The sequence below is a fragment of the Granulicella aggregans genome, from assembly GCF_025685565.1.
Taxonomy (GTDB): Bacteria; Acidobacteriota; Terriglobia; order Terriglobales; family Acidobacteriaceae; genus Edaphobacter; species Edaphobacter aggregans_B.
This window is the reverse complement of sequence record NZ_JAGSYE010000002.1, coordinates 210,596-228,340: the sequence shown is the minus strand read 5'-3', so window position 1 is coordinate 228,340 and position 17,745 is coordinate 210,596. Positions and strand designations below refer to the sequence as shown.

The window sequence follows — 17,745 nt, the reverse complement described above, 5'->3', positions numbered from 1 at the left end:
CGGTTGCGGTTAGGCTGTTATGGCGAAGGGGTTTCTCCTCCGAATGGTTGAGATCAGGCTATGTCGAAGTGGGTACACTTGAGTGCGTTGAGGGTTCAAGACTGTTTACGCCCACAGTGGAGAGAACTACCGGATGAATGCAGAAGATAGAGGGACCAGCTTTTCGTTGATCAACATGTTATGTGCGTTCCTGGTGGCTTCAACGGCACTTGGGCAAGGGGCGGGTAAAAGTGCTGCAGCGACGATCGTGCCCGGGAACTTTGTCGATACGACGGCGACAAGCGGAGTGAACTTCGAGGGCGTCGCTTCGCATACCTCGAAGAAGTACTTGATGGAGACGATGGGCTCTGGGGTAGCACTGTTTGACTACGACAACGACGGGCTGTTGGATGTCTTCTTTGTAAACGGGGCTCCGCTGAGCGATCCGACGGCGAAGGGAACCATTCCGGCGAAGACAGGGCCAAAGGACTGGAACCGTCTCTTCCACCAGAAGAAGGATGGGACGTTCGAAGACGTGACCGAGAAGGCCGGATTGCAGGGCGTCGGATATGGGATGGGAGTCGCCGTGGGCGACTTCGATAACGATGGCTTCGATGATCTTTATGTCACGGCTTATGGTGGCAATAAGCTCTACCGGAACAATGGGAATGGGACGTTTACCGATGTGACGGAGTCTTCCGGGACGGGCGGGAGTGGGTGGTCCACGTCTGCGGCGTGGGTGGACCTGGATAACGACGGGCTGCTGGACCTGGTGGTACTGCGCTATGTGAAGTGGGACTTCGACGATGTGTGGTGCGGAGAGCACCGCGAAGGGTATCGGTCGTATTGCCATCCGGACATCTTTCCGGCGATCGCTCCGCTGGTCTATCACAACGATGGCAAGGGGAAGTTCACAGAGGTATCGGCGAAGACGGGGATCTCTGTGCCGGGCAAGGGATTGGGGATCGCGATTGCGGACTTCGACCGTGACGGCAAGGTGGATATCGCGGTGGCGAACGACTCCATGCTGGAGTTTCTCTATCGCAACAAGGGCGATGGGACGTTCGAGGAGACGGGACTGACGTCGGAGATTGCGGTGGATGGCGACGGTCGCACCTATGCCGGGATGGGGATTGACTTCGCGGACTACAACAACGACGGGCTGCCGGACCTGATCATGACGAACCTGGCGAACCAGAAGTATGCGATCTACAAGAACAATGGGGATTCGAGCTTTACCTATGACACGTACATGTCGGGGATTGCTGCGATGACGCTGCTGCACTCGGGGTGGAGCGCATACTTTGTGGACTACGACAATGACGGCTTGAAGGACCTGCTGATCGCGCAGGGGCATGACGTGGATACCGTTGAGTTGACTTCGCCGCAGATTCACTACAAGGAGCCAATGCTGCTGGCTCGGAATACGGGCAAGGGATTTGTGGACGTGAGTTCGGTCTCAGGGCCGGTGTTCAAGCAACCGTGGGTGGGGCGTGGAATGGCCGTGGGAGATCTGGATAACGATGGGCGAATTGATGCGGTCGTGACCACGAACGGGGGAGCGGCGCATATTTTGCATAATGAGACGGTGACGGCGAACCATTGGTTGACCATCTCGCTGGTGGGGCACAAGAGTAACCGGGATGGTATTGGAGCCGAGATCGAGGTGACGGGCTCGAAGTACAAGCAGTTGGTGACCGTCAGCACGGCGGGCGGGTATCTGTCGTCGAAGGACAAGCGGGCGCACTTTGGGCTCGGGACGGACACGGTGGTGAAGCAGGTTGAGGTGCGTTGGCCGAGTGGGAGGGTGCAGAAGCTACAGGATGTAAAGGCCGATCAGGTTTTGAAGATTGAGGAGCCGCAGTAGCGACGGATTCCTGATAAAAGAACGATGCCACTCCTGGCTGCGGGAGTGGCATTGTTTTTTCTTGCGCAAGAGGTGCTAGGCGTTATGTGTCTCGAGCGAAGAGCCTTCCGCGCTGGTCCGGCTGCGGCGGGTTCGTTTTCCGCGCTCGGAGGACATGAAGACCTTCCAGCAGGCGTTGCACTCCCAGGGGAAGAGGCCCAGTTTGAACATGACGACCTTTTGCATGAAGCCTTTTCGTTCGGTGCGGGAAGTTCGCTCGGAGCCGCAGTATTTGCAGTGTGGTGTTGGCCTGGAAGCAGTCATGGGGAGAGTCGTGTTCGTCCTTATTTGAGTTGTTGCCTCTATCGGCAAGATAACCGAAGTGTTGACGGGTAACCTAGTGATTCGACGTTACCAAACGCATTTGGGTTCCCAAAATGGGTTGTGGAATTGTCGAGTGCGGTTCATGATCCGAGTTTGATACTCTCTTTGACGGTGGTCGAACCACTCAAGCGAGGGGCTATGCTCGACAAAGACAGATTATTTCCGGCAGAGAGCGGCTCCGCGCGACGCATGGCGCAAGCGCTGTATGAGACGGTGAAGGACCTGCCGATCATCAGCCCACATGGCCATACTGATCCAAGGTGGTTTGCAGAAAACAGGCCGTTTCCCGACCCTTCGGCGCTGTTCATTCAGCCTGACCACTATGTGTTCAGAATGCTGTATTCCCAGGGCGTGAGCCTGGAATCGCTTGGCGTACCGCAGCAGGGGACAAACCCGGGACAGGCGATCGCGGTGGATCCAAGAGAGGTATGGCGGATCTTTGCGCGGCACTACTATTTGTTTCGCGGGACGCCGACACGGCTTTGGTTGGACCACTCGTTTGAGACGCTCTTTGGGCTCACTGAGCGGCTATCCGAGCAGAATGCGGACACGTTTTATGACGAGATCGCCGCGAAGCTGGTAACTCCGGAGTTCCTGCCAAGGGCGCTATACGAGCGGTTCGGGATCGAGGTGTTGGCGACTACAGACGCGGCGGTGGACTCGCTGGAGCATCACAGGGCGATCCGCGAGTCGGGGTGGAAGGGCCGGGTGCTGCCTACGTTCCGGCCGGATGCGGTGATCGATGCGGAATATGCAGGGTTTCGAGCGAACCTGGAGGCGTTGGGGGAGCTTACCGGCGAGGATGTCTCCGGGTGGGATGGGTATTTGAAGGCCCTGCGGAGCCGGCGGCAGTTCTTCATAGCAAACGGCGCGACGGCGACGGACCACGGGCACCTGACGGCGATGACCGCAGACCTTTCGCCCGCAGAGGCTTCGCGGCTTTATGAGCGAGTCTACGAGGGACGGTTGAACGCGGGCGATGTCGAGCTTTTCCAGGCGCAGATGCTGACCGAGATGGCGGGCATGAGCGTTGAGGATGGGCTGGTGATGCAGCTACATCCAGGGTCAATCCGCAACCACAACTTGAAGGTTTATGAGAGATTCGGGCGGGACAAGGGAGCGGATATTCCATCGCCGACCGAGTATGTGAGAAGCCTGCGGCCGCTGCTGACGAAGTATGGGAACGATCCACGGTTGACGTTGATTGTGTTTACGCTCGATGAGACATCCTACAGCCGGGAGCTTGCGCCGCTGGCTGGGCATTATCCGGCGTTGCGTCTGGGGCCGCCGTGGTGGTTTCACGACTCGCCTGAGGGGATGATGCGTTTTCGCGAGCAGGCGACGGAGACAGCGGGTTTTTATAACACGGTGGGGTTCAACGACGACACACGGGCGTTCCTGTCGATCCCGGCACGGCATGATGTGGCGCGGAGGGTGGACTGCTCGTTTCTCGGTAGGCTGGTAGCCGAGGGGCGACTGGATGAGGATGAAGCGTTCGAAGTGGCGAAGGAGTTGACCGTCGGGCTGGTGAAGCGCGGGTACAAGTTGTAGAAACTTTGCCGATCAGCTCTTTTGGCTATCCGCAAGGCCGGCGGGAAGGTTCATGTCGATACGCTTGGCATCGGTGTCCACCGAGATGAGGAAGGCTTTGACGAAAGGGACGAGAATCTCGTCGCCGGAGGGCGTTTCGACGACCAGAAGCGGAGCCGCTTCTTCGAGTCGGCGACAGCCGTCCGGAGTAGTCGTGAAGTGGACATCGGTAACCGCTCCGAGCGCAAGAGTCACCTCGGGGTTGGCATGGTCAAAGAGGGTGCAGCCCACCAGGTCGCTGATGTACTCGGCGTCGTCCTCGAGTTCGGGGAGCTCGGAGGCTGGGACAATAACGTCGAGACCGCCAAGGGCCTCAGCCTGGTTGATGGAATCGATGCCAGCCAGATGAAGGACGATGCGGCCGCTGTTCTTGCCGACAGGGAGCCAGAAGTCACGAACTTCCGCAACGCGGGCCTGCGATTCGGTGCCGGTAAAGTGTTCGGGGGCGAGGAAGACGCGCGGAGAGGATGAGAATTGCTCGGGGAAGTCGGTGAGTAGATCCGCGAGAACTTCGCCTTTTCGGCCTTGCGGGCGCAGGAGATGTGCGAGAACGATCCACTGAGGATCCTGCGTCGTCTGATCACTATTTTGAGACGAGGCAGGTTCCGGTGTAGAGAAGTGCGGGTCTCTGTGTGGATCTCCGGGCTTAACGATGACCTTCAGTGAATCAGGCCTGTTGCGTGCCACTGGAGTCCGGGTTTGCTGATTTTGCGATACCCTCTTCGACGATGTCGAGAGAGAACCTGTGCTGCATCTTCATGCTGGCAGCACTCAGGATGGTTCGGATAGAGCGAGCGGTACGGCCTTGCTTGCCGATCACTTTACCGATGTCGGTGGAGGCGACGCGGAGGCGGAGGACAGTTGAGGCTGCCTCCGGAATGACCTCTACGCTTACAGCTTCGGGATCGTCGACGAGAGCCTTCGCCAATCCCGAGACAAGTTCCTGAATCCTGCGAGAGGCTTCAGGGGTGAGTGGTAGATCCGGTTGAAGCATGTAGGCACCTGTCGGGAGAGTGATGCCTCTTTCTGAAGTGTGACCACGCGCTTCGTCTAAATGCGAAGGCTTCGTGTAGCTCTCAGATGAAGGTGATGTTTCGATCATAGTTGTCAGTTGTAATACAGCATTTTTGGAAAGCCCAGACAAGCTTGACGCTTTCCTGAAAACAGAATGAACGATTTTCACAAACAAGTGAAGGGAAAACGCTGCTTTCAACACCCTTCGGGTATGCTCTCAGGAACCCAAAGGTTAGACGAACGGATTACTAGGCCACTGTTGCAGCTTCAGACACGGCGGGATTCTTGCTGAGGATCTTTCCTACGGTCTCGGAGAGTTGCGCGCCGTTGCCAGTCCAGTATGCGATGCGGTCATGCTTGAGCGAGACACTGGCGGGGTTGGTGCGCGGATTGTACGTTCCAACGACTTCCACGGAGCGGCCATTGCGGGCGCGGTCTTTTTCGATTACAACGATGCGGTAGTGGGGCTGCTTGCGCGCGCCAACGCGCGCCAGACGGATCATCAACACTGGGAATGCCTTTCAGGAGCTCGGTTATGTGGGTAATCTCAAGCTGACGGACGATGGAAAAACTCACGTCGGCTCTACGACCCAACAACTAAGTATGGCGGAGAATGACGTTTTTCGCAACGTTTGGATGCTGTTCTAGGGATAACAAAACTGTTTGTCGATGCTTGTAACGGGTCCAATAGGTGCGTCGGATGCGAGATTCTGCAACCGGGTCGTTCACCTGCACGAATTTGGTCGTAATTGGTCAAGTGGTGGGAAAGAGAAAGCGCAGCACATCGTCGAACCGGTCCGACCATGCGTCTTCACTGTGAATTCCGCCGGGAACGCGCTGGTAGGCGAGGTTGACGTGCTCCTGCCAGCCGCGTCGTTTCAAGAGACGGAAGAGGTGGTCGGTGTCGCGGAGGTGCTTCGCCCCTTCGCTGGTCCCCATATCGAGCCAGATTCGGAGGTCGGGGCGAAGAGGGAGACCTTCTACGAAGCCCAGGATACTGCGGTTATTCCACCAGATGGACGGCGACATGACGGCGATCCTGCCAAAGGTTCCGGGGAACTCGATTCCTAGAAAGAGGGAGATGAGGCCGCCAAGCGAGGATCCTCCTACAGCGGTGGTGGCAGGTCCGGGGAGGGTGCGGTAGTTGGCGTCGATGGCTGGCTTGAGCTCTTCGATGAGGAGCCGGGCATAGCTGCGGCCCTCGCCGCCGCCGAGCTTGAAGTCGCGGGTGGGGGTGTACTCCGCCATGCGGCGGATGCCGGTGTTGGCGACGCCGACGAGGATGATGGGCTCGATCTCGCCATTCTCGGTGAGACGGTCCGCAGTGGTATGTGCGTGCCAGGGGTGGCCCGGGACATAGGAGGTGCGCTCGTCGAAGAGGTTCTGGCCATCGTGGAGATAGAAGACGGGGAAGCTGCGGTCAGGCTCAGAGAAATAGGCGCGGGGCAGGTAAACGGAGACGCTGCGGTCGTAGGGCTCAGGCAGGATGGCGGAGTGCAGGCGCAGCCGGTCGAGACGGGGGATGTCGGAGGGGGTGACCTCGGCTGGCCTGGCGAGCGACGGAAGTAGAGGATCGGAGGTGTTCTGTTCCAGAGCCTGATGGGTCTCTTCGGGTACGAGGAAGGGACGATCGGGCGCATTGCGCCCTCCCAGACGGGAGAGATCGTACGGGGAGGCGAGGGCGGGGTGTTGAGTTTGGTTATGCACGGACAAGGGTGGGGAAGTAACCTCGATTACGCTAGGATTGCGTTAGGTTAGCAGAAAGGGCGCTATGAGACGGGATTACCACAAGTGGTTTTCGCCCCGCCTGGGGCGCGATATGGAGCTGCTGGTCTTTGGTCATGCGGGGATGCCGGCGGTGGTTTTTCCGACCTCGCAGGGACGGTTCTTCGAGTTTGAAGATCGCGGGATGGTGGGTGCGATCGCGAACAAGATCGAGAATGGCGAGGTGCAGCTCTTCTGCGTTGATTCTGTTGACTCGGAGAGCTGGTATAACCGGAGCGTTCCGCCGCGGTCGAAGGTGGCGCGACAGGTGCAATACGACGAGTACATCGTTCACGAGGTGATTCCGCTGGTGAAGCAGCTGAACTGGTCTCCGTTGCGGGCGGCGGTGGGATGCAGCTTTGGCGGATATCACGCGGTGACGATGGCACTGCGGCATCCGGATGTATTTACGGCGTTTTTGTCGATGAGCGGGGCGTTCGATATGGGGAACTTCCTCGACGGATATCACGACCAGGATGTGTACTTCAATCAGCCGACGCAGTTTCTGCCGGGGATGAGCGACCCGTGGTTTCTCGATCGATACCGGCACAATACCTACGTGCTGGCGACCGGAGTGCATGACCAATGCTGGAGTCAGAATGAGAAGTTGGGCGGGATCATGCGGGCGAAGGGGATTCCGGTGCGGCTGGATGTCTGGGGCGATGGGACCGGGCATGATTGGCCGTGGTGGCAAAGGATGTTGCAGACTTATCTATAGGGATTCGTGGCGGCCCACCCATTCGCGATGAGGCTGCGAATGAATGGGGCACAGATTGTCCAAGTTGTAGCAAACGTTTGGCGGAGGTTGATTTTGAAGAAGATTGGTGTGTTGTTCGGGCAGGAGAACACGTTTCCGGGGGCGCTGGTCGACAAGATCAACTCGATGGAGATCGATGGGCTGACGGCTGAGTTTGTACACCTGGGCGGGGTGCACATGGGTGTGCCTTCGGGGTACGACGTGATCGTGGACCGGATCTCGCACGATCTTCCGTTCTACCGGGCCTATCTGAAGAACGCGATCCTGAATGGGACGCAGGTGATCAACAATCCGTTCTGGTGGTCGGCGGATGACAAGTTCTTCAACTATGCGCTGGCCGAGAAACTGGGCGTTGCGGTGCCTAGAACCGTGCTGCTGCCGCATAAGGACTATCCGCCGGATATCAATGCACAGTCGCTGAGGAACCTGGAGTATCCGCTGGATTGGGAAGGGATCTTCGACTACGTGAAGTTCCCGGCGTTTCTGAAGCCGCATGACGGCGGTGGGTGGCGGGATGTCTTCCATGTGCACAATCCTGAGGAGTTCTTCCGTGCGTATCACCAGACTCGCGACCTTTGCATGACGCTGCAGGCGGCGGTCAACTTCAAGGAGTACTTCCGCTGTTATGTGGTGGGGCAGAGTGAAGTTCGGATCATGGCGTACGACCCGAAGCGTCCTCATGCGGAGCGATATGTAATGGGGCCGAATACGGCTCCGGCGAAGCTGCTCAAGCGCGTAGAGAAGGACGCGCTGACGCTGTGCAAGGCTCTGGGGTATGACCTCAACACGGTCGAGTTCGCGGTGGAGGATGGCGTGCCGTATGCGATCGACTTTATGAACCCGGCTCCGGATGCCGATCTGCACTCGGTTGGGCGTGAAAGCTTCGACTGGATTGTGGATGCGGTGGCGAAGCTTGCGGTGAAGAAGGCCAAGGCGTCGGATAAGGTGACCACCGGGATGAATTGGTCTGCATTTTTGAGCGGTACGACGGTGGAGAAGAAGGCCGCTCCGAAGAAAGTGGCAGCGAAGAAGGCTGTGGCGAAGAAGGCGGCAAAGAAGAAGGAGTAGCCCGATCCGAAGATATCTTCGGATTGAGCACTGAAAATGCGGGGGTCTCTCCACTCCGCCGGGCGATGAGGCCACCCGGCTCCGGTCGAGATGACGGATCTTTCGTTGAGAAGCTAATAACGGACCTCTCCATATTTACCCAAAACATCGAGGATTCTCATGCGGCCATCGTTTTCTTTAGGGATTGAAGAGGAGTACCAGACAGTCGATCCGGAGACGCGGGATCTGCGGTCTCATATTGCGACAGAGATGCTGGCTGAAGGGAAATTGCGGCTGGAGGAGCGCGTCAAGGCCGAGATGCACCAGTCGGTGATCGAGGTGGGCACGCGGGTCTGCAAGAACATCCAGGAGGCGCAGGAGGATCTGTTCGACCTGCGGCGGAACATGATTGGCCTGGCGGAGAAGCATGGGCTGGTGCTCGTGGCCGGCGCGACTCATCCTTTCGCGGACTGGAGGGTGCAGGAGATCTATCCTGACCCACGGTATGCGCAGGTAGTCGAAGACCTTCAGTTGGTTGCGCGGGCGAACCTGATCTTTGGATTGCATGTGCATGTGGGGATCGAGGACCGCGAGGCGGCGATCCGCATCATGAACTCGCTGCGGTACTTTCTGCCGCATATCCTGGCGCTCTCGACGAACTCGCCGTTCTGGCTGGGGATGGAGACGGGGTACAAGAGCTATCGCGCGAAGGTGTTTGAGAACTTTCCGCGGACGAACCTGCCGGACAGCTTTTCGAGCTACTCGGAGTTTGAGAACTACGTAAACCTGCTGATCAAGACAAACAGCATCGATAACGCGAAGAAGATCTGGTGGGATGTGCGACCGCATCCTTTCTTCGACACGATTGAGGTGCGGATCTGCGACATTCCGCTGCGGGCGCAGGAGACGGTGGCGATTGCGGCGCTGATCCAGGCGACGGCTCGGAAGCTGTGGGACCTGCACTCGCGGAACCAGGACTTCCGGCAATACTCGCGGGCGCTATTGATGGAGAACAAGTTTCGGGCGGTGCGGTATGGGCTGGACGGCAAGATGATCGATTTTGGAAAGCAGATCGAGGTGCCGGCACGGGAGTTGATCTCGGAGTACCTCGCGTTTGTGGACGATACGCTCGATGAACTGGGCAGCAGGAACGAGATCGGGTATATCCGGACGATGATGGAGCGGGGCTCGGGGGCTGATCGGCAGTTGAAGGTCTTCCGCGAGACGGGGAGTCTGCGGGCTGTGGTCGACTACATGGCTTCGGAGACGAAGGCCGGGTTATAGGCAGTATAGGAATTTCGTCATGTTGATCCGCTGTTTCTGGGAGAAAATGAATAGAACATGACAAACACGGTGGAACACCCTGCGGCAATCGATTTACGTACTTTGAGCTTCTCTCCTGAGTTCACGGCTGGGGCCCACAATGCGGTTGCGACTTGCCTGCGGATTCAGCCTGACGAGAAGGTGACGCTGATTACCGACAGAGCCTGCGCGGAGATTGCGGCCTCGATGGCGCTGGAACTGGAGCACGTGGGGTGTCAGTGGAATGCGTTTGTCTTGGAAGATCTTGCACCGCGACCGCTGACGGGGATGCCTGAAGAGGTTCTCGAGGACATGGAGAGCTCGCAGGTGAGCATCTTCGCGGTCGAGGTGCAGCCGAACGAGCTTCGCAGCCGGATGCAGATGACGGATGTCGTGAACCGGCGGCGGATGCGTCATGCGCACATGGTGAACATTACGCCGGAGATCATGACGCAGGGGATGCGCGCGGATTTTCTGGCGGTGGACCGGTTGAGCCAGGCGGTGCTGGAGAAGGTGCGGGCGGCGACTTATGTGCGGGCCACCACTCCTGCAGGTACGGACATCCATGCCGAGCTGAGCCCGCAATACAAGTGGTTCAAGACATCGGGGATCATCAGCACGGAGAAGTGGGGAAACCTGCCGGGTGGAGAGTGCTTCACGGCTCCGGGCGAGGTGAATGGGGTTTTTGTCGTCGATGGTGTCGTCGGAGACTTTCTCTGCAAGCGTTATGGGATTCTCAAAGAGACGCCGCTGACGATCGCGATCGAGGGAAACAGGATCGTGAAGGTGTCTTCGGCGAACAAGGCGCTGGAGAAAGAGTTCTGGGACTACACGCACACGGATGAGAACTCGGACCGTGTGGGCGAGTTCGCGATTGGGACGAACATCGGCGTGGAGCGGGTGATCGGGAACATCCTGCAGGACGAGAAGTTTCCCGGTGTGCATATCGCCTTTGGCGACCCATATGGGGCGCATACCGGAGCGCAGTGGAAGTCTTCGACGCATATCGATGTGGTGGGGCTGGAGTTCAATATCTGGCTGGGGAATGCGGAAGGCGAAGAGCAGATTATGCGGGAGGGGGTCTTCCTGCTCGATACATAAGGTCGGCGGTGTGGTTCCATACGGGATATCGTGGATTGAGGTGTGCCGTTCCTGAGTGCGCCGGGTTGGAACGCGGGGCTACAGGATGAACTCATTGCTGCATTACGGAACGCTCTTTGGTGTTATTTTCAGCTCGGGAAGCGTGGCAGCTGCTTTGATGCTGCAACAGAGGCAGACTAACGCGACGATCTATCTGGAGCTGACGGCCCGGCTTGCGCAACTGTACCGGTCGCTTTCGGTAGAGGTGCGCGCGGCGAATGCCCGGGGCGATGTCCTATCGCCGGAGCAGAAGGCTGAGGTGTCGGTGCTGAGCTACGAGTATTTCAGTTTGATCTGCTCGGCGTATCAGCTTTACCGTGGTCGATATTTTTCGGGGAGTCTCTGGGACATGCTGCGCCGGGACTTCGACCGGACGCTAACTACGCCGATGGTGCGGCTGGAGTGGGAGAGACAGAAGCCGCAGTTCGTCAGGTTTCCCCACTTCATCCAGTTCGTGCGAGAGATGCAGGAGTCCAGCGCGTAGCGAGGGGCGAGTGATCTCAGCCTTCTTGAGAGTGCTCGGATTTCGCGACTCGTGATGAAGCGATCAAAAACGAAGACAGTCGCAGGGTTGAAGCTCGACGCAAAATCGCATCAAATGGGGTTATGAGCGATCTTGAGAAGAAGGTGTTGGGGAACTCCGATCTGGCTTTGACACGGATCGGATTTGGCGCGTGGGCGATTGGCGGCGGCGACTGGCAGTTTGCCTGGGGACCCCAGGACGATCAGGAGTCGATTGAGGCGATTCACCGGGCGCTGGATCTGGGAATCAATTGGATCGATACGGCAGCGGTTTATGGGCTGGGACACTCGGAAGAGATCGTGGGCAAGGCGCTGAAAACGACTTCAGCGAAGCCCTATGTGTTTACCAAGTGCTCGATGGTGTGGGACGAGACGCGGACGATCGGGAGGTCGCTGAAGCAGATTCGCCGCGAGGTGGAGGAGAGCCTCAAGCGATTGCAGGTGGAGACGATCGATCTCTACCAGATTCACTGGCCGAATCCGGACGAAGAGATTGAAGAAGGCTGGGCGACGATGGCCGAGTTGAAGAAAGAAGGAAAGGTCCGGTGGATCGGCGTGTCGAACTTCAATGTCTCGCAGATGGAGCGGGCTATGAAGATAGCACCGCTTACGTCGTTGCAGCCGCCTTACTCCATGATCAATCGGACGATTGAGCCGGAGATTCTGCCCTTCTGCGAGAAACACGGCATTGGCGTGATTAACTATTCGCCGATGCAGTCCGGGCTGCTGACGGGCGCGATGACGAAGGAGCGGGTGGCGGCGTTCCCGAAGGACGATTTCCGGCGAAATGCGAAGGCGTTTCAGGAGCCGGCTCTCGATCGGAATCTGAAGCTGGCTGCGATGCTGGGCGAGATTGGTGCGAAGCACGGGGTAAGCGCGGGAGTGGTGGCGATTGCCTGGACGCTTGCACAGCCGGCGATTACAGCGGCGATAGTAGGTGGGAGGAGCGGGAAGCAGGTAGACGGCGTCTTCCCTGCGGCGGCCTTCCGCTTGACCGAAGAGGAAGTAACTGTAATAAATAGTTACCTCGCTGCACACCCGTAAAACGTCGTCTAAAGTCGACGGGAGCGGCGCAGCTACTTAGGATTGCACGCTCTCCTGCTCTGATGGGTGAGCCACGGGTCGCAAGGGGCCAAACTCAAGACGATGCTGCAGCCGTTCCGTGACGATTTCAACGCGGCCTTCACGCCGGAGAAGTACAGAGGGCTGCTCTCGCGGCTCGATGCGGCTACCCGCAGCTCGATCCAGTTCCGGGTAGCGGAGACTCCGTGCTTTTTCACGAAGGCGTTGCTGGATGAGATGGCTGCAACGGGCACCGAGCTGACGAATCAGCTCGTTGAATCCGCTGAGTATATGAAGCTCTCAGCGGACGCAATCCCCGAACGATTCCGTTTAGGTAACGAGAGTCGATATCCCAATTTCATGACCGTGGATTTTGGCCTGGTGCGGGACGATGCGGGTGCACTTCGGCCGAAGCTGGTTGAGATGCAGGCGTTTCCTTCGGTGTTCGGTTACCAGGATGTGTTGGCCGACCAGTACGTGAAGGAGTACGGGCTCGGCGACGGCTGGCGGTGGCATCTGGGCGGGCATGATTCGGAGAGTTATTGGGAGCTGCTGCGGAGGGTGATCGTCGGCAGCCATGATCCGGAGAGTGTGGTTCTGCTGGAGGTCACACCGGAGGCGCAGAAGACGCTGCCGGACTTCCACGTCTATGAAGACCGGCTGGGAATTTCGATTGTCGATATTGAAAAGGTGAAAAAGGTGGGGCGGCGTCTTCTCTATGAGAAGGCCGGGCGATGGATTGAGATTGAGCGGATCTTCAACCGGGCGATCGTCGATGAGATGGAGCGGAAGGGGATTGCTCTGCCGTTCGACTATCGCGATGAGCTGGATGTGGAGTGGGCAGGGCATCCGAACTGGTACTTCCGGGTGAGCAAGTTCTCTCTGCCTTATCTCCATCATCCATCGGTTCCGAAGGCGGTCTTTCTTGACGAGTGGTTCACAGGCAAGGGCCGTGAGGGTCTGCCGGAGGATCGGGAGCGGATACTGTTGAAGCCGTTGTATTCGTTCGCCGGGCAGGGAATCAAGTTTGCGCCAAGCGATGAGGATCTTGGGCGAATTCCTCCAGAGGAGCGGAACCAGTGGCTCTTGCAGGAGCGTGCCACTTTCGAGCCAGTGATTGCGACTCCGAAGGGAGCTACGATGGCCGAAGTAAGGATCATGTACCTTTGGCCGGAAGGCGGCCAGATGGAACCTGTGATCAGCCTGGTGCGCATGGGGCGCGGGTTGATGATGGGAGTCGACCAGAATCGGAACCAGGAGTGGGTCGGAGGATCGGCTGCTCTGTTTCGGTAGAGAACGATCGTAATTCAGGCTCATGGGCTGCCGTACCCGGAGCCGGCAGAAAATAAAGTGACTGTTGTCGATCGATGTGCGAGTTTGATATTGGCAGGTAACCGAGGTAACAGGGGCATGGGACAATTGCAGCAGTTTGATGGGCGCAATGCAGTGCGGGCGTCGGTGCGGTTCCCGATGCAGCTTGCAGTGGTGCTCGCAACCGAAAGCGGACCGTTGGAGGCAGTGACGGTGGATGTTTCGGCAAATGGGCTTCTCTTCTCCGCAGATCGCCTGCCTCCGGTTGGCAGCCGGGTTGTTTTCACGATGACGATGCCCTCCGCAGTGATGGGAGCAGCGAACGACGTCATGATTCACTGCACGGGTCGCATCGTGCGACACCAGCACGCAGAGGACGTAATGCGAGCCGCTGCTGTAATCGATGAATACTTTCTAAAGGTGTAATTTCATGATGTTTGAAAAGACAGAACCGAAGGCAGCAACCTCACGAGATGGGGATCCCTCTGCCACCGTGGGAACGTCGGCTGGCGCCCCGGCACCCGAGGCGGGCGCAGGCATTCGCGTGATCCTTGCCGATTCACAGGCCATCTACCGCGTTGGTCTGAGAAAAGTATTTGCGCTCGAGGACGATATCCGTGTGGTGGCACAGGCAGAGAACCTGGCGAACCTGTACGCGGCGCTGCAGCGGTTTCCGACAGACGTCGTGGTGCTGGAGGGGCAGTTGATCTCGGGGACGGTCGATGCGATTCCCGAGCTGGTTCGGCGCGCGCCGGGCGCGAAGCTGATTGTGCAGGTTGTCGAGAGCGATGAGATGAACACGGTAGAGCTCTATCGCCGTGGAGTTCGGGGAGTGGTGCCACGCTCGATTACGCCTGATCTACTCATCAAGTGCGTGCGGAAGATTGCCGAAGGCGAGACATGGATCGACAACCAGTCGATCAGTTGGGTGATCGATGCGTACCGATCGCAGGCCAGTTCACTGACCAATCCGCGGGTGCAGCCGAAGCTTTCGAAGAAAGAGATTGCGATCATCGGGTGCATCACGCGAGGGATGCGGAACAAGGAGATCGCGTACCAGATTGGCACGACCGAGCAGGTGATCAAAAACTATCTGCGGAAGGTGTACGACAAGCTGGGGGTTTCCGATCGGCTGGAGCTGGCGCTGTACTGCCTGCATCATCAGTTGCTGAGTAAGTACGTGGACGAGACGGCTGTTGAGCCTGCGGTAATGCAGCGGATGCAGACTCCGCTGGGAGCGAAGCTGTAGGAGCTGTGGCAAGGGGAGGACAGCAGATCCTCCGCCTCCCCACCCCAGGGAGCAAAGTGCGCTCGCCGGGGAACCCGTTTGCGAAGGGTGACATAGGCTTAGGCGGGTGAAGTTCGCCCGAGATGCTAGCATGGCGAAGATATGGCCCTGCTGCGTCAGATCAAATCTCTTACAAAAGTTCAACGCAACACATTCAGCGCATGTTTCCTGGGCTGGACGCTGGACGCCTTCGATTTTTTCCTGCTGACGGTGTGCCTGCGGGCGATCGCAGCGGACTTTCATGTCGGTATCAAGCAGATTGCTGAGTCAATCTTCTGGACGCTGGTAATGCGGCCCGTTGGGGCGTTGTTGTTTGGCGCGATGGCTGAGCGGTTCGGCCGTCGGCCGACGCTCATGGTCAACGTGATCTCGTTTTCGATCTTCGAGCTGGCTTCGGCGTTTGCGCCAGGATTGCATAGCTTTCTGGTGTGCCGGGCCCTGTTTGGGATCGCGATGGGTGGGGAGTGGGGCGTTGGCGCGGCGTTGGCGTTTGAGACGCTGCCGAGCGAAGCACGAGGATTCTTCTCCGGGCTTCTGCAGGAAGGCTATGTCGTGGGAAGCCTGCTGGCGGCGGCGCTCTACGGAATACTGTTTCCGCATCTCCATGGGACCGGAATGCTAACGCCTTGGCGGGTGATGTTCATGATCGGAGCGCTGCCGGCCGTGCTGGCGTTTTATCTGCGCGTCCATGTGAAAGAGTCGCCGGCGTGGCTGGAGTCGCGAGAGGCTGGCCGGGCGAAGAAGGCGTTCGAGTGGGGAACGCTTGTGCGGTACCTCCCATCGTTCCTCTTCCTGATTTTGCTCATGACGGCGTTCACTTCGTTCAGCCATGGGACGCAGGATCTGTATCCGACGTTTCTGGAGCATGATCGTGGGTTCGCTGCGGGCAATGTGGGGCTGATTGTCGTGGTCGGGAACGTGGGAGCTCTGCTGGGCGGGATCTGCTTCGGTACGCTGTCCGAAAAGATCGGGCGGCGCAAGGCGATTGTGTGCGCGGCGTTGCTGGCCATTCCGATGGTGCCGTTATGGGTGTGGTCGCACACGGTAGTGATGATGGCGGTGGGCGGGTTCCTGATGCAGTTCATGGTGCAGGGTGCATGGGGCGTGATCCCGGCCCATCTGAATGAGCTGTCGCCGGGGCCGGTGCGGGCGGTTTTCCCGGGGTTGGCGTATCAGTTGGGGAATCTGCTGACTTCGCGCAACAGTGTCTTTCAAGCTGCATATGCGGGGCGGTATTCGGGTGGGATGCTGCAGACTGCGATGGTGGGGACGGTGGTGATCGTTGCCGTGATTGTGGCGGGGGTGACGATGTTGGGTGGCGAAGCGAAGGGGAACGACCTTTCCGGGGTCGGGTAGAGTGTGGGGTCCCACCCATGCGATGAGACCGCATGGATGGGGCACCCGATGTTTCGTGGTGGATCAGACCACGGTGTGGGTGGCGAGGTCGATGGTGACGGTGTCGTTGGGGGTCTTCGTGGTGGCGCCGTCTGATGCGGGGTGAAACTCGATGGTGAGTTCGGTCGCGTTGACGAGGATGCGCAGGTAGCCGAAGTCGGAGGCGTCGTAGTTCTCGAGCGTGAGGGTGCTGTCGATGGGGAAGGGTGTGCGTAGGGTGGCGCTCATCGGTGAGAGCGGCGAGTGGCCGCCGCATCCAGCAACGAGATAAGCGGCTTCCGTTCCGTCCGAGAAGCTCCGGGTAAATCTTTGATAGTTGTGGGCGTGGCCCGAGAGGACGGCGTGAGGCCAGACGCCGGCAGCCATGCAGGCGGAGTCGATGTCGGCGAGCATGAGCGGGCTACCGCCGTGGGTCGCGCCTCCGGTGAAGGGAGGGTGGTGGACAGCGATGATGACCGCGCCGGTGAAGTCTTCGCTCTTGATGCGAGTAAGGGCAGCAGTGAGGAAGTCGACCTGGCGGCTGTCGAGGACAGTGTTCGGCTGCGCGGTGCCAGTCTGGGCTGAGATCACACCAGGATCTTCAAGGACGTTGCTGTAGAGGGCGAGAATGCGAACAAAAGGGGCTTCGAAGGTGAAGTAGACGCCGGGCTGGGTCATGGTGGTACGGAAGAGGCCACCGGAGTCTGGCGACTGGGCGGGCGCGGGGGTGACGAAGTTGGCGAGGAAGCCGGCGAGTGTGGGTGCGGGGTCCGCGGCGTACACGACTCCGTCGTGGTTGCCGGCGAGGGCGAGGACGGGCGCCGGGTAGTCGCGGTAGGGTTCGTAGAACTGGTCGTAGTAGTAGGTCGACTCGCCGAAGAAGTAGACGACGTCGCCTAGATGGAAGAAGAACGATGGAACGTCGGCGGGATTGGCTTCGGTGAAGTCGGAGACCATCTTATCGGCGACCAGAGATTGGGTCTGCGGGCCGGTCACGTCGCCGGTGTCGCCGACGGAGTGAAAGACGAGCTGGCCTGCCTTTTCGATGGCGGCTTCCTTGGCTGCTCCGGCTGAGCCGTAGACCTGGGCGAGAGTAAGGACGGGCTCTACCGCCGCGATGAGGGGCATGGGTACGGCGGAGGGAACGTTGATGCCCGAAAAGTTCTGATCTGTCACCGGATTTTTGAAGCCGGTGGGATCGGGCGAGGGCGTGGGCTGTCCAAAGATGGGCTGTCCGGACGGGGTGGGAGGCGTCACAGGAGGCTTCGGCGGGCTGGGCTTCTTGGGGTGCTTCTTTTTCTTGTCAGGGGAGGATTGCGTTGCCATTGTCGACTTCTCCAGAGCGCTCATTTGGGGTGTGCATCC

At 58.8% G+C, this 17,745-nt stretch carries 18 protein-coding genes; 12 read left to right on the top strand and 6 right to left on the bottom strand.

Annotated elements, in window-relative coordinates; genetic code table 11:
- Positions 1 to 247 precede the first annotated feature (247 nt).
- Entirely contained in the window at positions 248 to 1,846 is a 1,599-nt protein-coding gene (locus OHL18_RS10505) for a CRTAC1 family protein (protein ID WP_263374808.1), read from the top strand.
- A gap of 75 nt (positions 1,847 to 1,921) precedes the next feature.
- Here OHL18_RS10505 and OHL18_RS10500 read toward each other — a convergent pair whose 3' ends face one another.
- Entirely contained in the window at positions 1,922 to 2,071 is a 150-nt protein-coding gene (locus OHL18_RS10500; RefSeq protein WP_263374807.1) for a hypothetical protein, read from the bottom strand.
- A 276-nt stretch (positions 2,072 to 2,347) separates the two neighbouring features.
- Between OHL18_RS10500 and uxaC the strand changes: the two genes are divergently transcribed.
- The gene (gene uxaC, locus OHL18_RS10495; RefSeq protein ID WP_263374806.1) at positions 2,348 to 3,760 is read left to right on the top strand and encodes a glucuronate isomerase; all 1,413 of its coding nucleotides are present in this window, start codon (positions 2,348 to 2,350) and stop codon (positions 3,758 to 3,760) included.
- Between the two features lie 12 nt (positions 3,761 to 3,772).
- Here uxaC and rimM read toward each other — a convergent pair whose 3' ends face one another.
- From rimM to OHL18_RS10475, 4 genes are all read right to left on the bottom strand, one after another.
- Positions 3,773 to 4,486 (bottom strand): ribosome maturation factor RimM, encoded by a 714-nt coding sequence (rimM, locus tag OHL18_RS10490; protein ID WP_263374805.1) that lies wholly within the window; start codon positions 4,484 to 4,486, stop codon positions 3,773 to 3,775.
- The gene (locus OHL18_RS10485) at positions 4,467 to 4,793 is read right to left on the bottom strand and encodes a KH domain-containing protein (RefSeq protein WP_263374804.1); all 327 of its coding nucleotides are present in this window, start codon (positions 4,791 to 4,793) and stop codon (positions 4,467 to 4,469) included. The genes rimM and OHL18_RS10485 overlap by 20 nt, the downstream gene beginning before the upstream one ends.
- A 268-nt stretch (positions 4,794 to 5,061) precedes the next feature.
- Positions 5,062 to 5,316 carry a 30S ribosomal protein S16 gene (gene rpsP, locus OHL18_RS10480; protein WP_263375741.1) on the bottom strand — a complete coding sequence of 85 codons (255 nt, stop codon included), beginning with the start codon at positions 5,314 to 5,316 and terminating at the stop codon, positions 5,062 to 5,064.
- 250 nt (positions 5,317 to 5,566) lie between these two features.
- The gene (locus tag OHL18_RS10475) at positions 5,567 to 6,520 is read right to left on the bottom strand and encodes an alpha/beta hydrolase (protein ID WP_263375740.1); all 954 of its coding nucleotides are present in this window, start codon (positions 6,518 to 6,520) and stop codon (positions 5,567 to 5,569) included.
- 64 nt (positions 6,521 to 6,584) lie between these two features.
- On the opposite strand from OHL18_RS10475, the gene OHL18_RS10470 reads away from it, so the two are divergent.
- The 10 genes from OHL18_RS10470 to OHL18_RS10425 all read left to right on the top strand — a co-directional run bounded on the left by OHL18_RS10470 (position 6,585) and on the right by OHL18_RS10425 (position 16,362).
- On the top strand, positions 6,585 to 7,295 hold the full coding sequence (locus OHL18_RS10470) for an esterase family protein (protein ID WP_263374803.1): 711 nt from the start codon (positions 6,585 to 6,587) through the stop codon (positions 7,293 to 7,295).
- Between the two features lie 93 nt (positions 7,296 to 7,388).
- Positions 7,389 to 8,402 carry an ATP-grasp domain-containing protein gene (locus OHL18_RS10465; RefSeq protein ID WP_263374802.1) on the top strand — a complete coding sequence of 338 codons (1,014 nt, stop codon included), beginning with the start codon at positions 7,389 to 7,391 and terminating at the stop codon, positions 8,400 to 8,402.
- Positions 8,403 to 8,561: 159 nt separating this feature from the next.
- Positions 8,562 to 9,665 (top strand): carboxylate-amine ligase, encoded by a 1,104-nt coding sequence (locus OHL18_RS10460; protein WP_263374801.1) that lies wholly within the window; start codon positions 8,562 to 8,564, stop codon positions 9,663 to 9,665.
- Positions 9,666 to 9,722: 57 nt separating this feature from the next.
- Positions 9,723 to 10,784, top strand: coding sequence for an aminopeptidase (locus tag OHL18_RS10455; RefSeq protein ID WP_263374800.1), 1,062 nt, complete (start codon positions 9,723 to 9,725; stop codon positions 10,782 to 10,784).
- 142 nt (positions 10,785 to 10,926) lie between these two features.
- Positions 10,927 to 11,307 (top strand): hypothetical protein, encoded by a 381-nt coding sequence (locus OHL18_RS10450; protein WP_263374799.1) that lies wholly within the window; start codon positions 10,927 to 10,929, stop codon positions 11,305 to 11,307.
- Positions 11,308 to 11,429: 122 nt separating this feature from the next.
- Entirely contained in the window at positions 11,430 to 12,389 is a 960-nt protein-coding gene (locus tag OHL18_RS10445) for an aldo/keto reductase (protein WP_263374798.1), read from the top strand.
- A 102-nt stretch (positions 12,390 to 12,491) separates the two neighbouring features.
- The gene (locus tag OHL18_RS10440; protein WP_263374797.1) at positions 12,492 to 13,700 is read left to right on the top strand and encodes a hypothetical protein; all 1,209 of its coding nucleotides are present in this window, start codon (positions 12,492 to 12,494) and stop codon (positions 13,698 to 13,700) included.
- 117 nt (positions 13,701 to 13,817) lie between these two features.
- Entirely contained in the window at positions 13,818 to 14,144 is a 327-nt protein-coding gene (locus OHL18_RS10435; protein WP_263374796.1) for a PilZ domain-containing protein, read from the top strand.
- 4 nt (positions 14,145 to 14,148) lie between these two features.
- Entirely contained in the window at positions 14,149 to 14,967 is an 819-nt protein-coding gene (locus OHL18_RS10430) for a response regulator transcription factor (protein WP_263374795.1), read from the top strand.
- A 141-nt stretch (positions 14,968 to 15,108) separates the two neighbouring features.
- A complete protein-coding gene (locus OHL18_RS10425; RefSeq protein WP_263374794.1) occupies positions 15,109 to 16,362 on the top strand; it encodes an MFS transporter in 1,254 nt (417 codons plus the stop codon).
- Between the two features lie 63 nt (positions 16,363 to 16,425).
- Here OHL18_RS10425 and OHL18_RS10420 read toward each other — a convergent pair whose 3' ends face one another.
- Positions 16,426 to 17,706, bottom strand: coding sequence for a metallophosphoesterase family protein (locus tag OHL18_RS10420; protein WP_263374793.1), 1,281 nt, complete (start codon positions 17,704 to 17,706; stop codon positions 16,426 to 16,428).
- Positions 17,707 to 17,745 lie beyond the last annotated feature (39 nt).

Coding starts and splice junctions, on each gene's coding strand:
- OHL18_RS10445 (WP_263374798.1), top strand. CDS start 11,430: ATGAGCGATCTTGAGAAGAAGGTGTTGGGGAACTCCGATCTGGCTTTG.
- uxaC (WP_263374806.1), top strand. CDS start 2,348: ATGCTCGACAAAGACAGATTATTTCCGGCAGAGAGCGGCTCCGCGCGA.
- OHL18_RS10430 (WP_263374795.1), top strand. CDS start 14,149: ATGATGTTTGAAAAGACAGAACCGAAGGCAGCAACCTCACGAGATGGG.
- OHL18_RS10500 (WP_263374807.1), bottom strand. CDS start 2,071: ATGCAAAAGGTCGTCATGTTCAAACTGGGCCTCTTCCCCTGGGAGTGC.
- OHL18_RS10425 (WP_263374794.1), top strand. CDS start 15,109: ATGGCCCTGCTGCGTCAGATCAAATCTCTTACAAAAGTTCAACGCAAC.
- rpsP (WP_263375741.1), bottom strand. CDS start 5,316: ATGATCCGTCTGGCGCGCGTTGGCGCGCGCAAGCAGCCCCACTACCGC.
- OHL18_RS10420 (WP_263374793.1), bottom strand. CDS start 17,706: ATGGCAACGCAATCCTCCCCTGACAAGAAAAAGAAGCACCCCAAGAAG.
- OHL18_RS10435 (WP_263374796.1), top strand. CDS start 13,818: ATGGGACAATTGCAGCAGTTTGATGGGCGCAATGCAGTGCGGGCGTCG.
- OHL18_RS10485 (WP_263374804.1), bottom strand. CDS start 4,793: ATGCTTCAACCGGATCTACCACTCACCCCTGAAGCCTCTCGCAGGATT.
- OHL18_RS10440 (WP_263374797.1), top strand. CDS start 12,492: ATGCTGCAGCCGTTCCGTGACGATTTCAACGCGGCCTTCACGCCGGAG.
- OHL18_RS10460 (WP_263374801.1), top strand. CDS start 8,562: ATGCGGCCATCGTTTTCTTTAGGGATTGAAGAGGAGTACCAGACAGTC.
- OHL18_RS10470 (WP_263374803.1), top strand. CDS start 6,585: ATGAGACGGGATTACCACAAGTGGTTTTCGCCCCGCCTGGGGCGCGAT.
- OHL18_RS10455 (WP_263374800.1), top strand. CDS start 9,723: ATGACAAACACGGTGGAACACCCTGCGGCAATCGATTTACGTACTTTG.